The sequence below is a fragment of the Candidatus Cryosericum septentrionale genome (genome assembly GCF_003570995.1).
In the GTDB taxonomy this organism is placed as follows: Bacteria; Caldisericota; Caldisericia; order Cryosericales; family Cryosericaceae; genus Cryosericum; species Cryosericum septentrionale.
In genome coordinates this window covers 1-19,471 of record NZ_QXIY01000031.1, presented here as the reverse complement: position 1 = coordinate 19,471, position 19,471 = coordinate 1, and the positions used below count along the sequence as shown (strand labels likewise).

Genomic DNA, 19,471 nt, shown 5'->3' with positions numbered 1-19,471 from the left:
ACCGTCGTCGTCAGGCCGGCAGCGTGCGCAGAAACAGTGCCGGTTTCAGCTGCTCTGTATGTCAGAAGACCCTGTGCCGGCGCAACGCTGAAAACAGCAGCGACACGAAGTGTATCTGTCCAGACTGCCTGCGTCGTATAATCCAGGCTACCATACGCCTTACTCGCGCCAATAGCACCAAACTGCTGTTGACCAGCTACCTTGAGGCGGGCAGGAACGAGACCCACGGCAAGCCTGGTGATCGTCTGCGGAGAAATAGGAATGACCACAAACGAACCGGTGTACATACCATAGCTGGCAGTGACCAGCACGACCCCTGAATCCCTCATTGCCGTCACCAATCCACCAGCATTGACAGTTACGACTGCTGGCAGGCTGGACGTCCATGTAGCAGTGACAATTGCACCAGTGGGGTCAACGGCAACCAGCTGAACAGTCTTGCCCATTTCAACTAAGACCGGCGAAGTCAGTCCACCAAGCGTGCGAATAGTGAGAGTAGCGGCGATGGCAGTCGTGCCGGTTGTAAGCTTCCTGCCATTGCCCACAGTGCCGGCGACCCTCTGCGTCAACATAATCGCTGAGGCGCTGGCATTGGTTGCGATAATGTTGGCGCCAGCCACTGCGTTTATGGCATCTATCAACCGAGTGGTAACCGTTGCGAGGGTGTCGCCCGCCACCGCCGTACAGGATGCAGTGTGGGATGCTCCCGTAGTATCCTGCCATGTGGCGCTTGCCACGTTCCCGGCAGTAACGGCACCACCGAGCATCAAGAAAGCCACCGCTGGAACTTCTGCAACTGCCCGGACCATGGAGACATCAAGGACGTCGAGAGCATTCAGCAACACAGTACTGGTGAATGTGATGGTGTGACTGCCGGCAATCCCCCAAGTCAAATCAGTGGAGGAGGTAGTGCCAACAGTTTTCTTGACAGCAGGACCAATGGTGCCGACAGCAGCAGTCGTCACATGAACCTGTGCCAGCGTTGTCGGGGTGTTGCAGGAGATGATCGTGCCGGCGCCATTCCTCGTGGCAGCAGCAACAGTAATACTATCGCCGGGAACGAATGCGTAGCCCCCGCCGAAAGTGATCGACTGGTCCCCTGATGTGGCCCAGTCTGGATCGGTAGACGTCGCCGCAGTGGCTCGAAGAACGTTGACATTGGGTATTGCGCCAAACGTGCCGGCGCCTACCCTGGTCACATCTACAACAGCGTGAGTGCCGTCAGTGATGCTTGCAACAGTACCAACAGCATCAACAGGCGTTGCGCCCCTGGCATCAACGCCGCCGACAAAGTTGCCGGATGGCGTCACGGTCAGCGTCACGTCTGCCCATGCCGAACGGGCGCCAACGCCTGCGAACAGGCTGAGCACCATGACAAGAGCAACGAATACAGACAGGGATTTCTTCATCAGGTAATCTCCTTTGCGGCATGGGCGAATACTTCTTCTACCATGTAGTATACACAAAGTGTGCCAACCATCTCCCTGATGTCCTGCCTGCCTTTCTGTGACGGGCGGATGCGGAAATGACGGAAGGCGGCGGAAATGAGCAGCTGACCCCATATCGTCGTTTCTCATCAACGAAGCCAATCACGCAGACGGGTGCTATCAACGGTAAACGTCCTTGCGATTACCGATGCGAACGATGATGGCTTCGTCTCCCCGGCGGTAGTAGATGACCCTGATGTTGCCGAGTTCAAGACGGTAGTAGTTCTTGAGTCCGCCTTTCAACTTCTTAATGGCGCCGCTGTGCTGCTCGGATATGCCTTGAATAGCGGCATCAAGCAGCACACCTTGGCGTTTCCTGTCCTTCTCCAGTCCCAACAGGTCCTTGTACACTGAGTCCTTGACAAGGACTCTCATAGACCATGGCGTTTGTGGAATTCGTCGACAGACAGAATTTCGTCGGACGTATCCATGACGCGTGAATCAGCCACCTCAACATCCTCCAAGTCCTCCAGGTAGAGCTGGAGAGCCCTGCTCACTACCCATGCCTTCGATCTTCTGGATGATTTGGCCATATTCTCCAGACGCTCCTTGAGTTCTGGCGTGATACGTATCGCCAGGGTCTCGCTTGCCGGCATCATACACCTCCCGATTGCCATACAGTGCAATACAATGCAATTATATGCAGGACGTTCATGTATTCAAGGCACACCAGCTTCACGATGCTGTTGGCTGCACCTTCCGCCATTCCCGCATCCGCCCGTCATTCCCGCATCCGCCCGTCATTCCCCCGAGCACTTTATTCCCATGCGAGGGGTGCTTCTCCGCGAAGGCGGGAATCCATTCTTTGTCCTTCTCGATGTACCACCTAGTCTATTTACCAGCTGACCCCATATCAGAACATGCCAACTCAGTTGCCAAATTGTTGCCAGAAATAACATCCAGTTGCTCTATTTCGAGATAACTTGCCACAAAGTTGACAAGTTTGGCCTGGACGAAAAAAAGCACTTTGAAATAGCGGGCGTCTATGATGTACAGGATTTGCAGCACAAGGTTGTAGAGCAGTGCAAACAGATGGAACCTCCTGTCCGCCCTCTCTTCACTGTTTGCGAAGTCAATAGCAAAACCATCGTTTCTGCTGAAATCCCTAGTGCAGATCTTGCGGCACGGCCTGTTTTCTATAAAGGTGTGGGAAAGATTAAGGCCTCCTATATCCGCGCTGGAGAAGCGGATGAATTGATGAGCGAATATGAAATCTACAGCTATGAGGCATTTCGCAAAAGAGTAAGGGACGATTTGCGACTGGTGGAAAATGCCAGACTGTCTCTTCTTGATCAGAACCTATTGGACCAATATCTGCTCTCTTTCAAAAAGGAACGAAAGAATCTATCAGAACATGTAACAGACAAAGAGATCATGGAACTTATGGGGATCACAATAGGCGGCATTCCTACACTGGCAGGAGTCGTGGTATTCTCCAAATATCCACAAGCCTATTTTCCGCAACTCTATATTACCGCTGTGGTGGTTCCCGGTACGGAAATGGGCGACACCGGAAGCGGAGGAGAACGCTTTATTGCAAACGAACGTATTACGGGCACAATTCCCGAAATGCTGAATGATGCCATTGGTTTTGTTCGCAGAAACGGCCGGACAAGAACCATTATCAGTGAAGATGGAAAGAGGAACGACCAGGATGAATACCCGATGATTGCCGTCCGTGAAGCAGTCTTAAACGCATTAATACACCGAGACTACAGTGTCCATACGGAAAACGTACCGATTCGCATTATCATGTACAGTGACCGCATGGAAATCATAAACAGTGGCGGTTTGTACGGCCGGATTTCAATAGACTCCCTGGGAAAAGTCCGCCCAGATACCAGAAATCCAACCCTTGCCAACGTACTGGAACTGCTGAACACAACCGAAAATCGTTATTCGGGTATCCCCACTATTCGTAAAGAGATGAAGGCTGTTGGCTTGCCTGATCCTGTTTTTGCAGTCAAGAGAGGCGAATTCATTGTCGAATTCAAAAATGGTATCGCCTATCCCGGTAAACAACAACTTGTCTCTGAAAAGACTGATAATTCAGAGGATCGACTTCTTGAGTTTTGCAGAACGCCACGCTCAAGGAAAGAGCTCATCAACTTTACCGGGCTTTCAAGGTTCTATATGATGAGTTCCTTGATCAAGCCGCTGCTGGAAAGCGGCAAATTGAAGATGACGCTTCCAGATAAACCCAAAAGCAAAAATCAAAAGTATGGAGCGTCATGAATCTGTCTGCACAACATCTGCCAAGCGGGGCGATCTGCAAACGCTGGTCCATCGAATGGGCCGTCATCACCTTAAACGCTCATGGAATCAACCTCTGCAACGAAATGGCAATACTATAATGTACGCAAAGGGCGACACTTTAATGTCTCACTCCACCTCACGATGCATGGATTCCCGCCTACGCGGGAATGACGGAGGGAGGCGGGAATCCATTCGTTGCTTTGTCTTTTCGGCTTGTTTCCGTCCCGGGTGCTGAACTTACCACTTTGGGCTGGAATTACCAGCTGACCCCAATCGACGGAGTTGCACATGAATGACCCCGTTGTACAATACCTTAACTCAGTTAAGGTTTGGTGCAGACGAGATGAATGATCCAGCTTCGTCACGCAAGCGGCTTTATGACATACTGGTAACACAGCAAGGGTACTTCACGACAGTGCAGGCTCACGCCGCTGGCTACGATTCTGCACTATGCGCCTATCACGTACGTCGAGGCGACTGGCAGAGGGAAGCCCACGGTATCTATCGTCTGACGGACTATCCGCCAACAGACCGTCCAGATCTCGTCCTGTGGAATCTGTGGTCGCGCGACCGGTCAGGTCGGCCTCAGGGCACCTACTCCCATGCGACCGCACTGTCGGTCTATAACCTTTCTGATGTGAACCCGTCAAGACTGCACATGATGGTGCCTCCGACGTTTAGACGCAGGGGACTGCTTCCCGGCATCCTCATCATCCACCGTGGACTGCTCATCGAATCCGATGTCGAACAGATGGAAGGGTACAGCGTCACACGCCCACTGCGGACCCTGCGTGACCTGGCCGACTGCAGGATGCTGTCAGACGAGCTCCTGCTGGAAGCAGCCGTCCAAGCTGTACACCGAGGCCTCGTCGACCCCACCGAGCTCATGTCAACACCAGAGTGGGCACCGGCCATCTCCCTGACAGCTCAACTGCGACGAGCCCTGGAGAAGTCATGAATCCGCAGTCCTATGGGTCTGGTAGCGCCTTTCGCATCGCTCTCGAAGCACGACTGAAGGATCGCGCAGCTACCGAGGATATCGACCTGCAACGCCTTAGGCGACGAGTCGCGTTCGATCGATTCCTGTCACGCCTGGCCATGCAGGATCGTGAGCGATGGGCCCTGAAAGGGGGCTATGCACTGGAAATCCAGCTCGACATCGCCAGATCCACTCGCGACCTCGACCTCGTCCTCAGGACCTCGCCCGAAGATACGCCCGGATTTACCCCTGTTGATGCAACAATGGCCTTTCTCAGAACATCTGCCGCTGTGGATGCACATGACTACTTCGCGTTTGCCGTGGGACGCCCAATGATGGAGATGGAAGGGCTACCATACGGTGGAGCGCGCTTCCCCATCGAGAGCAGGGTCGGAGGCAGACCGTTTCTGACATTTCATCTGGACGTAGCGATCGGGGATACCATTGTAATGCCTCTTCAGACCATTGTGCTCAAAGACTGGCTGGGTTTCGCGGGCGTTGCCGCTGCGATGGTACCCGTCCTTTCTCGAGAACAGCAGTTCGCCGAGAAATTGCACGCCTACGCGACGCCCAGAGACAGCGAACACCCCAACAGCCGCGTCAAGGATCTTGTGGACATGGTGCTACTGTTGAAGGACGGCACACTCGATCCAGCCTATACTCTCGACACTCTCATCAGTGTTTTCCGCAGACGCGGACAACCTCGCCTTCCCACAGCGCTCGGTGATCCCCCCAGCTCGTGGGCAACCCCGTTCGCTACCATGGCCAGCGAATGTGGCATTTCAACAGACGTGGAAGAGGCATGTGAGGACGTAAGGTCGTTCTACCTGCGAGTGCTTCGCGAACTCCCGAAGCGGTCAGTAGAAGGATCGTGATCTTGGATCTAGAGGGATCAGCTGGCAAAGCGCTGCCGTTGGTACACTTGCCATGCCCCGGAGGAGTACATCGCCCTGCACCTCGACGGCTGGGTGACCATCATGAATCGCTTCAAGGGATTGGCTCGCCGACTGCGACCCACACATAGCTGTCATTCCCACTGGACTCCGTCATTCCCGCAACGGCGGGAATCCATTCTGTCCCTCCATCTGTCATTCCCGCGCAGGCGGGAATCCAGTCTTCGCTGTCCATGGGATGTTGATGGGCGGGTCTTGCCTCATCTCACCGATGTATCACTGAGTGCGCAATTACCAGCTGACCCCACGTCAGTGAGGCAACAGACACGCATCGACTCATCCAACAAGTACGTGAAGGATTGCAGAATACTGCTGGTCCTCTGGATGAGAACAAAGGGAATGGAGTCCACGATGCATGGATTCCCGCCTTCGCGGGAATGACGAAGGGCACGGGAATGACGGAGGGGGCGGGAATAACGGAGGTGCGGCATGCTCAACCTAGTCGTATGATCGTCACCGTCCTAGTCAAGGCGTTCCAGCCCACCGTGCAGCCAAGGTTCTCGGCGACGAAGCGGACCGGGACCATCGTCCTGCCACCAATGATGGTAGCAGGTACTATTACTAGCTTGGCTACCCCATCCACTGTCGCGCTCATCGCCCCGATGCGCAGCACGATACTGGTCGTGCCCAGCCGTATCATGATACTCCTGGAGGCAGCCTTCCAGGTCACCGAACCGCCCAGCGCCTCTACAATAGCGCGGATGGGCACCATGGTACAGCCGCTCCCCCTGTCGATGTATGGAGCTGAATCCAGCGTCACCGTTCTCCCACCCACCGTGGCCGCCAGCTTCCCGACTGTCAGAACGATACGCACCGAGGCAGCGGCGGCAATGCTGAAGCGAAGCGTGACCGCCTGGTCTCCGCCGTTGGTCACGACCTTGAGCAGACTCTGGTATGGTCCCTTGCCCAGGCTGCCGCCTTCGACGCGGACAGTCACCGCCCCGTTGCCCCTGCCGGTCTGCGGAGTCACCGTGACATAGCCGGGAACGTTCTCGAGGCGCCAGTCCAGGGTGCCCGCTCCCAGGTTGGTGATGGCGAACGTCGCCGAGCGCGCCTGGTTGACCGGGATGCTGCCAAGGTCCAGGGCTGCCGGCGCTACCGCTGCGACGGGCGCACTGAGGTCGGCACGTACAAGAGCACCCGTGACCCCACCGACCAGCAATGTCGTTCCTGTACAGACCATCGTTGATGCCGACGTGACGCCGGTACCCTGGGCAACGTCCCACCATGCCTTGGAGGGACTCTCCCAGCGAAGCACGCCGCGCTCGGCAGTACCGACCAGAACAGCGCCCAACGGCAGAGCCGCCAGCGACGTCACTGTGCCGGGGCTGGGCAGACTGGTCCAGTGAGCACCCGCGTCCATTGTCATCGCGACTCCGCTGCCCCCTGCGGCGAACAGCGTCGTGGCGGCGGCACTCCACGCAAGCGAAGAAACATTCTTGATGGGACAGGGTGTCTTGACATACGAAGTCCCGTTGTTGACGGAGACGAACACGCCCGCGTCCTGTGAAGAGACGGCGATGCGGTCGCCGTCCAGACGCATGACGTCGGTCACAAGAGACGACGCGATACCCTCGCCCACCGACTTCCACGTCACACCGCGGTCGGTCGAGTAGTTCAGACCCGTGCAGAGCGACGCGATGAACAGCGCGTTGGGGTCCCGAAGGTCCTGCACGATGCGTGCCACGCGCGTGCAGCCCAGTGTCGTGACACGGTCAAAGGACGTCCCTTCGCCCTTCACCAGCCACAGGCCGTCGCCGTCGGTACCGATAAGCCACCGGTCGGGCTCGAGGACCGCGATGCTGGTCAGCCTCATCAGGTCCAGCTGGGCAGGCAGTTTGCGGAAGACCGTCGACGTGCCCGACATGCTGTAGATGCCGGCGTTCTGCGTCGCCACGACGACCGTCGGCGTTGCGCCGCCCAGCGTGCCGATAGCGGTCACGGCAGCGGGGAAGGTCTTGAGCGTGACGAACCCGGCGCTGGACTGGGCGCTCGCCACAGGCGCAGCAATGCCGGCCACAATCATCGTGCAGATGGTCAGGAAGGCAACGAGGCGCAGGATTCCACAGGTGCAGCTTCTTCTCATCGTATCACCCCAAACAATGTCAGTGCCCGCACAATGAGGAACCCCGCGAGGGCAACAAAGAGGACGGCCGTGGCCGCCTTGACCGGCGCCGCATTCCTCTTGAGCCACGTGACCAGATGGTCGCTGGTGACGCCAAGGTATGCAATGACGGTGATCAGGACGAGCGGCAGAACAAACAACAGGTTGTACACGACAAGGAGCAGCGCTGCTCTCTGCTTGAGGACACTCTGGCTGAAGATGAGCACAATGGTCGGCAGGTACGTTTGCCCAGTGCACATGAACTCGAACAGCGAAACAGGGAACGCGACGAGGAAGGCGCTGGTGGCAACGAACCCAGTGCGTGCCTGATTGCGGATAAGCCCGTGGATCATGCCCTTGTTCCGTTCCGGCAGCTGCAGCGTCATGTCGCCTAGGTCACCATGCCGGGCGCGCCATGCGTCCCGCACCGACAGCACGGCGATCACCCCGGCGAAGATGCCGATTGCGAGGTAGAACCACTTGCTGAGCGCGAAGAACCACGTGGCGCGCGACACTAGCTGATACAGCCCAAGGCCTGCTGCAAGATAGGCAATGAACACGCCCAGGGCGAACGCCAGCCCAACAAACAGGATGTCTCGCCTGGACTTGGACCGCATGATGAGGTAGCTGATGAAGAAGATGAGGGTCGCGAAGGCACAGGGGTTGATGCCGTCGAGCAGTCCCGCGCCAATGACCGTCAGGACACTGAACGTCTTGAAGAGGTCGGTGGATCCGGTGCCGTCACCCGCTTCGGCCGTCTTCCAGGCATCCAGCAGGTGCTGACGCAGTGCAGGAGTGGAGGACTTCAGCGCCTGCTCCAGTCCGGTCTTGATGGCAGACTCCCTGAGGAACACTTTGTCGCCGACGAAAATGGTCGGTGCGATCCCACGCTGCGCGTCGGGCACTCCATAGGAGGTGTCGAGCGCTGAGCGCACCTTGGCCCCGGTGCTGTCCAGTGCATCCACCTTCTTGTAGACGTAGAAGTCATACTTCTTGGAGAGCGCGCCCAGATACTCCTCGACCGCACGGCACTCGCTGCACCCCACGGTGTAGTAGTACACGAGAGGAACGCTCGTGGCGCTTGGTGGCGTCGTCTGCTCGACCGCACGCACGGGGACGCCAATCATGCAGACGCCGATGAGCATGGCAGCAAGAAACGCAGCAGCGCGCCACGCCGTGTTCCTGGTCACTGCGCGCCTGCCAGCTGTTCCAGGGACTGGTACACGCCGCTGTTCTCATCGGAACCGCCGCTGTACTGCACCGTATGGTCCTCGTCCAGGATGACGGCATACGGCGTCAGCGTCTGATGGACCGAGCGCGCCAACTCCGAGTTGGGATCGGAGATAAGGATGGCGCTCGAAGGGGCCTCCTGCGCGAACCGCTTGACAGGGTCAAGCTGGGGGTCACCAACAACGAAGACGACCGGCGTGATGTCCAGCTTGCGCGCTGCAACCGTGTTGAGCAGACTCATGGTCGCTTCATAGCAGGAACCGCAGGTAGGCTGGGTAAACAGCACCAGCACCCTCTTGCCGGTGAGCTGTCCCAGGTTGAACTGGACTCCGCTCCAGGTCTGAGCCGTGAAGTACGGGAAGGGGAAGCCCACCCGCAGCCCCGGGGATTTCACCTGAGCCATGAAGCGGTCGAAACCCTCCTGCCCCATATCCCGAAGGTACACCGACGTGGCAAGATTGCGCACCAGCGCCCCGATCGGCTCGGTCAGTGCTCCGCCGCCTCGCGGCTCAAACCCTTCGGCTGCTGTCAGCACCTGAAAGAACGACATACCCTGCCATCCCGCGAGATATGAGGCAGTAGACTTCGCAGCCCCGACGAGCTTGCGAGGGGACAGGATGCGCACCTGCTGTATCGTCATACTAGGATCGACGGTGATCCCTACGCTCAGCGACCCTCGCTGGAGCAGGAACCGCGACAATCCGCCGCCTGCCAGCGGATTGGCAATCATTGTCGTGTAGAGGATTTCCAATGTGCCACTCTCCTCCGTTGACGCTGCCCACACCTCAAACAGCCAGTTGCCCGGTACGGCGCTTGGAAGGTCGTCTGCACGCTTCACGATCGCCTCCGGGATCAGCGCCCTGAGACTTGCTGCGGGGCTCACCGTACTCCTTGCCAGCACAACGGCACAGGTCCACGCCGCTAGAACCACCAGCACGCCAACGACGGACCAAAGGATGGATTCCCGCCTTCGCGGGAATGACGGAGGGCGCGGGAATGACGGAGGCAGGTGGGGACTCACGCGGCGATGCAAGGATGGATTCCCGCCTTCGCGGAGAAGCACCCCTCGCCTTGAACAAAAGGGCTCGGGGGAATGACGGGGGGCGCGGGAATGACGGAGGGAGGCGGGGACTCACGCGGCGATGCAAGGATGGATTCCCGCCTTCGCCGAGAGCACCCCTCGGATACAACAACATCCTCGGGGGGGAATGACGGAGGCAAGGGGAATGACGTATGGCAGAATGGATTCCCGCCTTCGCGGGAATGACAGAGGCAGTATCCGATGTTACTTCTTCCGCTTCAACACTCTGTGCACCGCCGCCTCGATGTCCGTGTGGCGGCAGCCGAAGGCAGTCAGCAGTTCGTCGGGGGTACCGGACTCGCCGAAGCGGTCCTTGATGCCGACGAATTCCATGGGCACAGGGCATTCCTGGACAAGCACCTCGGCCGCGGCAGAGCCCAACCCGCCCATGACCTGGTGCTCCTCTGCGGTGATGACGGCGCCCGTCTCGCGGGCAGCCTTCAGCAGGAGGTCGCGGTCGATGGGCTTGATGGTGTGAATGTCCAGGACGCGGGCATGGATGCCCTGCTTCTTCAGCTCCTCGTGGGCGAGCAGAGCCTCGTACACCATGTAGCCGGTCGCGGCGATGGTGACATCGTCACCGTCCTCGAAGGTGATGCCCTTGCCGATTTCGAACGGTGTGGTGTCGTCTGTGAGAATCGGCACCGACTCCCGACCCAGTCGGATGAACGCCGGGCCCTGCATGGCGGCGACTGCCAGCGTTGCCTTGCGGGCTTCGTTCACGTCACACGGGTTGATGACGGTCATGTGGGGCAGCATCCTCATGGTGCCCAGGTCCTCCAGGGCCTGATGGGTCGCCCCGTCCGGACCAACACTGATGCCGCCGTGTGCGCCGACGATCTTCACGTTCAGCTCGGCATAAGCGACCGTGACCCGTATCTGGTCCAGCGCCCGGTCGACCATGAACGTGCCGTAGGTCGACGTGAACGGGACCTTGCCCATCAGCGACAGCCCGCCAGCGATGCCGACCATGTCCGCCTCGGCGATGCCGCAGTCGATGAACCGGTCGGGGAACTCCTTCTTGAAGCGTTCACTCGTGGTCGACTTGGCAAGGTCGGCGTCGAGCACGAACACGCGCGGGTCCTCCTTACCCAGGATCAGCAGGCCATCCGAGTAGCCGAAGCGCGTGGCCTTGCCTTCGAGGGTGCCGCAAATGTCCTTGTGTGCAGTCGCCATATCACTCACACTCCTGTGCGTCCAGTTCGCGGATGGCCTGGGCCAGCTCGTCCTGGGACGGCGCCTTGCCATGCCAGCCGACAACATTCTCCATGAACGAGACGCCCTTGCCCTTGATGGTATGTGCAACGATGGCCGTGGGCTGCCCCTTGACCGTTTTCGCCTCGTCCAACGCTTTCACACACTGCTCCATATCGTTGCCGTCGATGCTGATGACGTGCCAGTTGAACGCGCGCAGTTTGGCGCCGACGTCGTCGATGCCCATGATGTCGCTGCAGCGGCCGTCAATCTGCAGGCCGTTGTTGTCGATGATGGCACACAGGTTGTCCAGCTTGAAGTGCGCACCTGCCATCAGTGCCTCCCAGATCTGGCCCTCCTGGATCTCTCCGTCACCGGTGAGACAGTAGGCACGCACTGGCAGCTTGTCGTACCGGGCGGCATATGCACAGCCCACGGCGATGGAGAGCCCCTGGCCAAGCGAGCCGCCCGACGTCTCGACGCCCGGAGGACTATCCTTCTTGGGGTGTCCCTGCAGGCGTGAGCCGAACTTGCGCAGCGTCATGAGCTCTTCCTTGGGGAAGAAGCCCTTGTAGGCAAGCAGAGTGTACAGCAGTGGCGCGATGTGCCCCTTGGACCAGAAGATGCGGTCACGGTCGGGGTCGGTGGGCGTGGCGAGGTTGGCCACCCGGAAGTAGAGGGCCGTCATGATGTCGGCGGCCGACAGCGAGCCGCCCGGATGCCCTGAACCGGCCGTGGTGATTGAGCGCAGCGTGTCCTTGCGGATCTCGGTCGCAAGGTGCTTCAGTTCCTGGATCGTCAGCATCGTTTCCATGGTTGGTTGCTCACTCCTACTTCAGTTCAGTCAAGGCTGTGCGGATACGGCCGAGAGCGAGAGCGATGTTCTCGCGCGATGTCGCGTAGGAAAAGCGGAGGTAGCCCTCGCCAAACGAGCCGAAGCTACTCCCGGCCAGGCAGGCAACGCCCGCGTTGTTGAGCAGCTCGTCGGCAATCTCCTGGGATGAGCGGCCAAAGCTCTTGACGTTGGGGAAGACATAGAAGGCGCCATGCGGCTTGCGGCAGGTAACACCGGGGATGGCGTTGAGGCCCTCGACAATGATCTCCCGGCGGGCCAGGAACTCCTGCCGCATGGTCTCCTCGTCGTCCTGCGGGCCGGTCAGCGCTTCGATGCCGGCAATCTGTGTGAACGTGGCGGTGCAGGACGCCGTGTTGGCGATGATCTTGGACATCCACTCGATGAGCTCGCGCGGGCCGGCTGCATAGCCAAGGCGCCACCCGGTCATGGCGTAGGTCTTGGACATGCCGTCCACGATGATCGTGCGTTCCTTCATCCCGGGGAGCGACGCGATGGAAAAGTGCTCACCCTCGAACACCAGACGCGAGTAGATCTCATCCGACAGGACATAGAAGTCGTACTTCTTGGCCATCTCGGCGACCAGCTCCAGGTCCTCGCGCGCGATGATGCCGCCGGTCGGGTTGGCTGGAGAGTTGATGACGACAAGCTTCGTGCGCGGCGAGACCAGCTTGACGAAGGTATCACGGTCAAAGCTGAAGTCCTTTTCCTCGATGATCGGGAGGGGCACAGCCTTGGCGCCGGAGATGTTGATGATCGACTCGTAGATGGGATACGAGGGATTAGGATAGATGGCCTCATCGCCGTCCTCGAGCAGGGTCATGCACGCCGAGTAGATGACGTCCTTGGCCCCGGGGCTGACCAGCACCTCTTCAGCCGTGACTGGGAGGCCACGGGTCCTGCTAATGTACTCCGCGATCGCCTTGCGGAAGTCCATGCGGCCCATCGTCGGCGAGTAGTGGCTGTAGTTCTGCTCGATCGCCCGGATGCCGGCCTGTTTGATGTTCTCGGGGGTGTTGAAGTCGGGTTCGCCGATCTGCATATAGATCATGCTCTTGCCCTGACGTTCCAGTTCCTGTGCCTTGGCCATGACGAGGAAGGCTCCCTCGCCGCCAGCCCTCTGCACGCGTTTCGTTACGTTCAGCATGTCCTCTACCTCCCGGCAGATGATTCAGCGCTCACGCGCAATCGTGCGGCTAGTTACCTATCGTGTTTATGCCCGGCGTTGGGCTGCATGAACGGCCGCTTGACCACGATGCCTGCCTCGGCCTTTCCGCGAATCGGGATATAGACCGTATCGCCAACCTTCACCGCGTCCTTCTCGACCATGCACAGGGCATAGGAGCCACCCAGGGTCGGGCAGTAGTTGCCGCTGGTCACATAGCCGATCTTGACGGGCAGTTCGGGGTTGCCTGCCAGGCAGTCGAACCCGTTGCGCGGGATGGCCCTGCTGTTCATCTTCACGCCGATCCACTTGCGCGAGACACCCTTTGCTTTCATGGCGAGGAGTGCGGGCTTGCCCACAAAATCATGGTCCCAGCTGATCACGAAGTTCTGCCCGGATTCGAGCGGCGCTATCGTGTTGTCAAGGTCATGGCCGTACAACCAGTAGCACACCTCGAAGCGCAACGTATCACGCGCGCCCAGTCCGTTGGGGACGAGGCCGAGCGGCCTGCCGGCGTCCAGGATGGCATTCCACAGGTACGATGCCTCGGCAGGGGCGAAGTAGATCTCGTACCCGTCCTCGCCCGTGTAGCCAGTGCGCGACACGATGCACTTGCGTCCATCAACCGTGGTCTCCAGGAAGTGGAAGTACCCCAGGTTCACGATGTCCGCGGGGGTCATGCCTTTCAGGATATCCTCCGCCTTTGGTCCTTGCAGGGCCACTTCGGCATACTTGGCCGTCGCTCCGGTGATGGTGATGTCGCCCTGGTTGTGACCCATGACCCATGAGAGGTCCTTGTCGTAGTTGCCGGCGTTGACGACCAGCAGGAACTTCGTCGCACTGTACTTGTAGATGAAGAAGTCGTCGACGACCGTCCCTCCCGGATATAGGAACTCGGCGTACTTGATCTCGTACGGCTCGAGCAGGGCTGCGTTCCATGTGGAGATGTAACTCACGAATTTCTCGGCATCCGGTCCTTCGACCTCGATCTCGCCCATGTGTGAGACATCAAACAGTCCCGCGGCCGTGCGGCAGGCCTTGTGCTCTTCGATGATACTCGTGTACTGAATCGGCATCTCGTAGCCCGCAAACTCGACCATCGTTGCCCCGAGCTTCACATGCTCGTCGTACAGCGGCGTACGCACTGCGTTTGCCATGTTCTTCTCCTCTGCTTCGATTCAATGGGGTGCAGGCACCCTCTGACGGGTCTGCCCCGGATAGTGTGCTAACTCTCCTGGAAATACTTCTTCTTGAAGACCTTGGGAGCCTTGATGACCCCTCCCCCCGCTACGACATACCGGACGAAGTTCTCCCCGAAACGATAGGGGATCTCCTTGTAGGTATCGATGTCGAGGACGAGCAGGTCCGCGTCCTTGCCCTCGCGCAGCGAACCGGTCTGCATGCCCCGATTGACAGCGGCGGCACCGTTGATGGTCGCTGCGACCAGGACTTCCTCGGCGGTCATCTTCATGTGGAGGCATCCCAGCGCCATGATGAGCAGCATGTTGGGACACATACAGGTCCCCGGGTTGTAGTCCGTCGCGAGAGCGACCGGAACGCCATGCTCGATAAACGCGCGCGCATCCGCGAACTTCATGCTTCCCAGCGAAAGCACGGTGCCCGGCATGAGTGTCGCGACAACACCCTCCTTCGCCAGGGCCTTCATGCCCCTCTCGCTGGTCCAGACGAGGTGATCGGCACTGACACATCCCATCTCGGCTGCCAGCTCGGCACCGTGGTCATCCGCCATCTCGTCGGCATGGAGCTTGCGCGGCATGTCGTGGTCACGGGCGGCCTTGAGGATGTCGCGAGCCTCTTCGATCGTGAATGCTGACTCGTCCACAAATACGTCGACGAAGATCGCCAAATGGTTCTCGTGCACCATGGGGACCATGTCCCTCGCGACGAGTTCCACGTACTTGTGGCGCCTGACAACGTATTCGGGAGGGACGACATGCGCTCCGAGCAGCGTCGGGACGATGAGGATGTCGGTCTCGAGCGCCACTTCCTTGATGACGCGCAGGAGCTTGATCTCCTCCTCGGTGTTCAGCCCATAGCCGCTCTTGATCTCCGCTGTGGTCGACCCATAGCGCGACAGCTTGAAGATGTTGCGTTTCACCGCATCCCGCAGCTTCTCTTCACTGGCCATGCGCGTGGCCCGGACGGTCTTCACGATGCCACCGCCCGCAGCCTGAATCTCGGCATAGGACTTGCCCTGCTGACGCATGAGGAACTCATCCTCGCGCGTGCCGGCGAAGATGGCGTGGGTGTGGGAGTCGACGAACCCAGGACAGACGACCTTGTTCTCGGCATCGATAATCATCGTCTGCGGACCCACGATGTAGGAACCGCCGTCCTTGAGACCCACGTAGAGGATCTTCCTGTCCTTGACGGCGACCTCGCCACGCTTGACGATGCCCAGGTCCCCCGCGGTAGGCGCAACGACCGGATCGTCCACCCCCTTCATCGTAAGCAGCTCACCAATATTCCGGATGACTAGGTCTGCAATGATCGGCTGTGCCATGACGTTCTCCTCCCGTGGTTTCGACACTACTCGTAGATTCGTGTTTCGACCAGGGCGTTCCTGCTCAGCCCCGGCAACTGAAGATAGTAGGATGCCACGTCCATGAACGCCTGTGCCGGAGCCAGACCAATGAGCTCGCTCTCGACGATGCCGACGCCGTAGCGCGCCGCCTCCATCCTGACCAGCTCGAACACGCGGTACAGCGGTGTCGTCGCGAAATTGAGGATGTTCATCGACACCTGTGCCCTCTGCTTGTCTTCGAGGAACATTCCCTTGGCCTGCACGTTCATGAGACCGCCCGACGACTCGCGCATGCTCTTGGCGATGCGGCTGGCAATCTTGACGTCGTTGGTGTCCAGTTCGATGTTGTACGCAATCAGAAAGTTGCGCGCGCCCACGGCGACACATCCCGCGGTCGGATGACGTTCCGCGGGGCCGAAGTCCGGCTGCCATGCTGGGTCCTTGATCTTCTCGGCGAAGCCCTCGAACTCCCCTTCACGGATGGTGGGCAGCATGCGGCGCTGTGGTACCCTGGCAGACTCCGCATACAGGTACACGGGCACGTTCAGCTCCTGACCGATACGCTTACCGACCTGCTCTGCAATCTCGCAGCATTCCGCCATCGTCACGCCGCCGACAGGAATGAACGGGATGACGTCCACGGCGCCCATACGAGGATGTTCGCCGTGATGGTGCGTCAGATCGATGCTTGCGATTGCTGCCTTGGCCACATCGAATGCTGCTTCGGCGACCGCTTGGGGCTCACCTGCCAACGTGATGACGGTCCGGTTGTGATTGGGGTCGGACGACAGGTCCAGCAGTCTCGCTCCTGGTCGTTCGATGACGCCGGCAATGGTCTTGATCTTGTCCGTGTCCCTGCCTTCGCTGATGTTGGGAACACACTCTATGACCTTGTTCACGTCACACCCCCGCTCACGTCAAAGGACTGCGAATATGGTTCCTTATTAGTATATCGGTTTCACCGAGGCGCCGCAAGGAAATAGGGACCACTTGGAGCCTGCAATGCTGCATTCACGTCTCACGCCAGTTCTCCATGAAGGGGCTCGTGCCCTTGACAGACGAAGGCAACGACCAGCAGAAAGGCCCCGGCGGTTGTCCGCCGGGGCCTCATGTCTACTGCTGTGTTCTGCTGCAGTCAGGGTCTATGGTACGAGCTTGATGGTGATGACCACGGTGACCTTTCGGGCGGCAGGGGCAGTTCCATCCGGGAGCAGACCATCGACAGGGACAATGGCGGTCAGGACATCTCCCACCTTATGGATGGTGACGGGCGACGTGCCGTCAGAGAACAGAGGGACCGTCTTTGACTTGAGGACGATGTTGCGGTTGAGGCGGTTTACCTGTTCCACCGTATGGGGGGTCGAGGCTTCAAGGATGTAGAGGTACGCCCAGTGGTTGGTAGCAACATCCGGCCAAACGATGCTTCCACCCAGTCCGGTTACCTGCGAAGACGCACCTGATCTCACGACCGAGTGCGCGGTCGGCGATTGCTGTGAACTCTGAACGAAGGATATGGGCGTCTGGCTTGTATGTTCCGTCCGGATACCCGGTGATGAGCCCGTACTTCTGCATGGACTCGATGTAGCCAAGTGCCCAGTGAGTTGCAGGGACGTCCTTGAAGGAGGAGACTGTCAGGTTGGAGAATGGTGCGACCTTCAGCATCCGCAGGAAGACAGCAGCTGCCTCGGCGCGGGTAATGAACGCATCAGGCCTGAACGTTCCTGAAACGTCGCCGATCATGATACCTTCGTCTTTCATGATCTGGATATTCCCTGATGACCAGTGGGTCGCAGAGACGTCCGGGTAGGAAGGCTTGGTGTCGGACCAGCCGAGTCCAAGAGCACGGGTCACCGCTGCGGCGACTTCTGCCCTTGAGACGTTACGTTCCGGCTTGAACAGTCCATCTGGGTAGCCGATGAAGAACGTGTGGTGGTACACCTCTCCGGGCGCGCCGCAGATGACGGCTTTCAGTATTTGTGAGATAGAGTCCATTTTCCCGGTGGAATCGGTGACCGTGACACTGACCGTGATATGAACCCTCAGCTGCGTACAGGTGACGAACGATCAGTCGGCTGATCCGTTGCGGAGCCCGTGACCACTGGCGTCCCGTCACCGAAGTTGACCGTCCAGGTGAACGGGGCCGAGCCTTTGGTCCAGCTTTCATCGAGCACGATCTCGCTTTCGCGGCAGATCTGGAGCGGAAGAGTAAGTGGATTGAGTCCAAGCACCACCGTGGGCGCAGGAGCAGGGCACTACGGGCGGAGGTGTCACTATTGGCGTAGCAGCCGAAACGGTACTGGCATCGAGCGTAACTGCGGTCTGTGAGAGTGCCCTGCCGTTCAGCGTTGCGCCGGTGTTCAGCACAATCGCTTTTAGATCCAGTATATTTCCATTGAAGATAGACGTCGTTCCAAGTGTCGTTTGGCCAGCGACCTGCCAGAAGATGTTCTTGGCCTGGGCGCCGCCGCTCAGGATAACCTTCTTGGCGGAGCTGATATCGAGCGTTTGCGCTATCTGGAAAATCCAGACATCATTTGCGCCGCCCGAAAGGGTGACATCTGTTGGTATGGTAACCCCGGTGCTCCATTTGTAGACGCCAGGGGCGATGGTCAATCCGCCAATATTTCCAGCACCCAGTCCGACAACAGGAGCAGGGGCTGTCGTTCCGGCAGCAGCAGTGTACGCGGTTTCCATGTCGCTTACAGCCGTGGTCATGTTATGTGGAGTAGGAGGATGATAGTCGGCTGCATATACTTTGCCAGTCACCAAAGATGATGTCGAAAATGTATTCGACTTATCCATTGTTAATCCAAATCCGGTTATGGCACTCGCGGCGGCTGGACTCACTCCAATATCTCCAGTCACGTGGGTGGATCCAGTAGTTGAGATTCCTGTTTTTGCCAGGATCACGAAATTACCCGCCGTTCCAAGATGCACTGCTGCCGGTCCGGCCGCCCTTGTCTCGGGCACAGGTGCGAAGACACCGGTGAACATGGACATAAGTAAGGATAGCGCAACAAGTGTTGCGAGAACTCTCCTCATGTGTTCCTCCTCTCTAGCATGTGCTGTCGGCGTCCATGACGATGACGGTGGCAGCGCCGTGGAACCCAGTCCACGCGAGCTTTGGAATGACCGGAACGTGCGAATCACTTGTCTTCGATGTGGACCTGCTGCCCGAGGTATGCGGTACCGGAGAGAACCACGTGGACCTGGACGGTCTGCCCGACCTTGATGGCGGTGATGTCCAGCTTCCCGGCACCAACCTGTTCCACCTTGGTGTCAGCATTGAGGATGATGTCATTGGCGAACCCGTCGATGTGCAGCGTGGTGGCCGTCACGACTGTGACCTTGCCACGTACCTGCTGCTCGTTGGTGGCGGCTGCCCGTTCGTTGCTGGGGTTTGTCTGCTCGTTGCTGGCGGTTGCCTGCTCGCTGCTAGCCCCATCCTGAACGATGATCAACGCGGCGCGGAGGGTCTTATCGGTCAGCGTCGTCCCCTGCACGGTAGCGTAGAGCTTGCCTGCAGACAGCTTAGCAGTTATCTCAGCCGTCGTCATTGCCTTACCATGATACTTGATCTGTGTTGCCGGAGCGATGACGAACGTCTTGTCGGCGACCGTGATG

General features: G+C 58.8%; 19 protein-coding genes. 3 read left to right on the top strand and 16 right to left on the bottom strand.

Features of this window, described 5'->3' with window-relative positions; translation table 11 throughout:
- The 3 genes from SMC1_RS07250 to SMC1_RS07240 all read right to left on the bottom strand — a co-directional run.
- Positions 1–1,409 (bottom strand): hypothetical protein (locus SMC1_RS07250; RefSeq protein ID WP_133299410.1); only part of this gene is annotated, 1,409 nt, incomplete at its 3' end.
- Between the two features lie 198 nt (positions 1,410–1,607).
- A complete protein-coding gene (locus SMC1_RS07245; protein WP_119086112.1) occupies positions 1,608–1,862 on the bottom strand; it encodes a type II toxin-antitoxin system RelE family toxin in 255 nt (84 codons plus the stop codon).
- Positions 1,859–2,083 carry a ribbon-helix-helix protein, CopG family gene (locus SMC1_RS07240; protein ID WP_165849310.1) on the bottom strand — a complete coding sequence of 75 codons (225 nt, stop codon included), beginning with the start codon at positions 2,081–2,083 and terminating at the stop codon, positions 1,859–1,861. The genes SMC1_RS07245 and SMC1_RS07240 overlap by 4 nt, the downstream gene beginning before the upstream one ends.
- A 307-nt stretch (positions 2,084–2,390) precedes the next feature.
- Here SMC1_RS07240 and SMC1_RS07235 point away from each other — a divergent pair, with 307 nt between their 5' ends.
- The 3 genes from SMC1_RS07235 (at position 2,391) to SMC1_RS07225 (ending at position 5,597) form a co-directional block, all read left to right on the top strand.
- Positions 2,391–3,722, top strand: a complete 1,332-nt coding sequence (locus SMC1_RS07235) for an ATP-binding protein (protein WP_207799351.1) — start codon at positions 2,391–2,393, stop codon at positions 3,720–3,722.
- A 364-nt stretch (positions 3,723–4,086) separates the two neighbouring features.
- The gene (locus SMC1_RS07230) at positions 4,087–4,701 is read left to right on the top strand and encodes a type IV toxin-antitoxin system AbiEi family antitoxin domain-containing protein (RefSeq protein ID WP_165849309.1); all 615 of its coding nucleotides are present in this window, start codon (positions 4,087–4,089) and stop codon (positions 4,699–4,701) included.
- Positions 4,698–5,597 carry a nucleotidyl transferase AbiEii/AbiGii toxin family protein gene (locus SMC1_RS07225; protein ID WP_119086108.1) on the top strand — a complete coding sequence of 300 codons (900 nt, stop codon included), beginning with the start codon at positions 4,698–4,700 and terminating at the stop codon, positions 5,595–5,597. The genes SMC1_RS07230 and SMC1_RS07225 overlap by 4 nt, the downstream gene beginning before the upstream one ends.
- A gap of 511 nt (positions 5,598–6,108) precedes the next feature.
- Here the strand turns inward: SMC1_RS07225 and SMC1_RS07220 are convergent.
- The 13 genes from SMC1_RS07220 to SMC1_RS10635 all read right to left on the bottom strand — a co-directional run.
- Positions 6,109–7,761, bottom strand: coding sequence for a copper amine oxidase N-terminal domain-containing protein (locus SMC1_RS07220; protein ID WP_119086107.1), 1,653 nt, complete (start codon positions 7,759–7,761; stop codon positions 6,109–6,111).
- Positions 7,758–8,969 (bottom strand): cytochrome c biogenesis CcdA family protein, encoded by a 1,212-nt coding sequence (locus SMC1_RS07215; protein ID WP_119086106.1) that lies wholly within the window; start codon positions 8,967–8,969, stop codon positions 7,758–7,760. Before SMC1_RS07215 ends, SMC1_RS07220 begins: the two co-directional genes overlap by 4 nt.
- Positions 8,966–9,892 (bottom strand): TlpA family protein disulfide reductase, encoded by a 927-nt coding sequence (locus SMC1_RS07210; protein WP_126855188.1) that lies wholly within the window; start codon positions 9,890–9,892, stop codon positions 8,966–8,968. Before SMC1_RS07210 ends, SMC1_RS07215 begins: the two co-directional genes overlap by 4 nt.
- A gap of 402 nt (positions 9,893–10,294) precedes the next feature.
- The gene (locus SMC1_RS07205; RefSeq protein ID WP_119086104.1) at positions 10,295–11,266 is read right to left on the bottom strand and encodes a transketolase family protein; all 972 of its coding nucleotides are present in this window, start codon (positions 11,264–11,266) and stop codon (positions 10,295–10,297) included.
- 1 nt (position 11,267) lies between these two features.
- Positions 11,268–12,089 carry a transketolase gene (locus SMC1_RS07200; RefSeq protein ID WP_413814608.1) on the bottom strand — a complete coding sequence of 274 codons (822 nt, stop codon included), beginning with the start codon at positions 12,087–12,089 and terminating at the stop codon, positions 11,268–11,270.
- A gap of 25 nt (positions 12,090–12,114) precedes the next feature.
- Positions 12,115–13,284 carry a pyridoxal phosphate-dependent aminotransferase gene (locus SMC1_RS07195; RefSeq protein ID WP_165849308.1) on the bottom strand — a complete coding sequence of 390 codons (1,170 nt, stop codon included), beginning with the start codon at positions 13,282–13,284 and terminating at the stop codon, positions 12,115–12,117.
- A gap of 53 nt (positions 13,285–13,337) precedes the next feature.
- Positions 13,338–14,459 (bottom strand): glycine cleavage system aminomethyltransferase GcvT, encoded by a 1,122-nt coding sequence (gene gcvT / locus SMC1_RS07190; RefSeq protein ID WP_119086103.1) that lies wholly within the window; start codon positions 14,457–14,459, stop codon positions 13,338–13,340.
- Between the two features lie 68 nt (positions 14,460–14,527).
- Positions 14,528–15,826 (bottom strand): imidazolonepropionase, encoded by a 1,299-nt coding sequence (hutI, locus tag SMC1_RS07185; RefSeq protein ID WP_119086102.1) that lies wholly within the window; start codon positions 15,824–15,826, stop codon positions 14,528–14,530.
- A gap of 26 nt (positions 15,827–15,852) precedes the next feature.
- On the bottom strand, positions 15,853–16,746 hold the full coding sequence (gene ftcD / locus SMC1_RS07180) for a glutamate formimidoyltransferase (RefSeq protein WP_119086101.1): 894 nt from the start codon (positions 16,744–16,746) through the stop codon (positions 15,853–15,855).
- 243 nt (positions 16,747–16,989) lie between these two features.
- Positions 16,990–17,196, bottom strand: coding sequence for a hypothetical protein (locus SMC1_RS07175; protein ID WP_119086100.1), 207 nt, complete (start codon positions 17,194–17,196; stop codon positions 16,990–16,992).
- A 19-nt stretch (positions 17,197–17,215) separates the two neighbouring features.
- Positions 17,216–17,785, bottom strand: a complete 570-nt coding sequence (locus SMC1_RS11120) for an S-layer homology domain-containing protein (protein WP_207799350.1) — start codon at positions 17,783–17,785, stop codon at positions 17,216–17,218.
- A gap of 222 nt (positions 17,786–18,007) precedes the next feature.
- Complete coding sequence (locus SMC1_RS07165) at positions 18,008–18,889, bottom strand: ice-binding family protein (protein WP_119086098.1); 882 nt, start codon at positions 18,887–18,889, stop codon at positions 18,008–18,010.
- 104 nt (positions 18,890–18,993) lie between these two features.
- On the bottom strand, positions 18,994–19,471 hold a 478-nt coding region (locus SMC1_RS10635; protein ID WP_165849307.1), incomplete at its 5' end, for a hypothetical protein.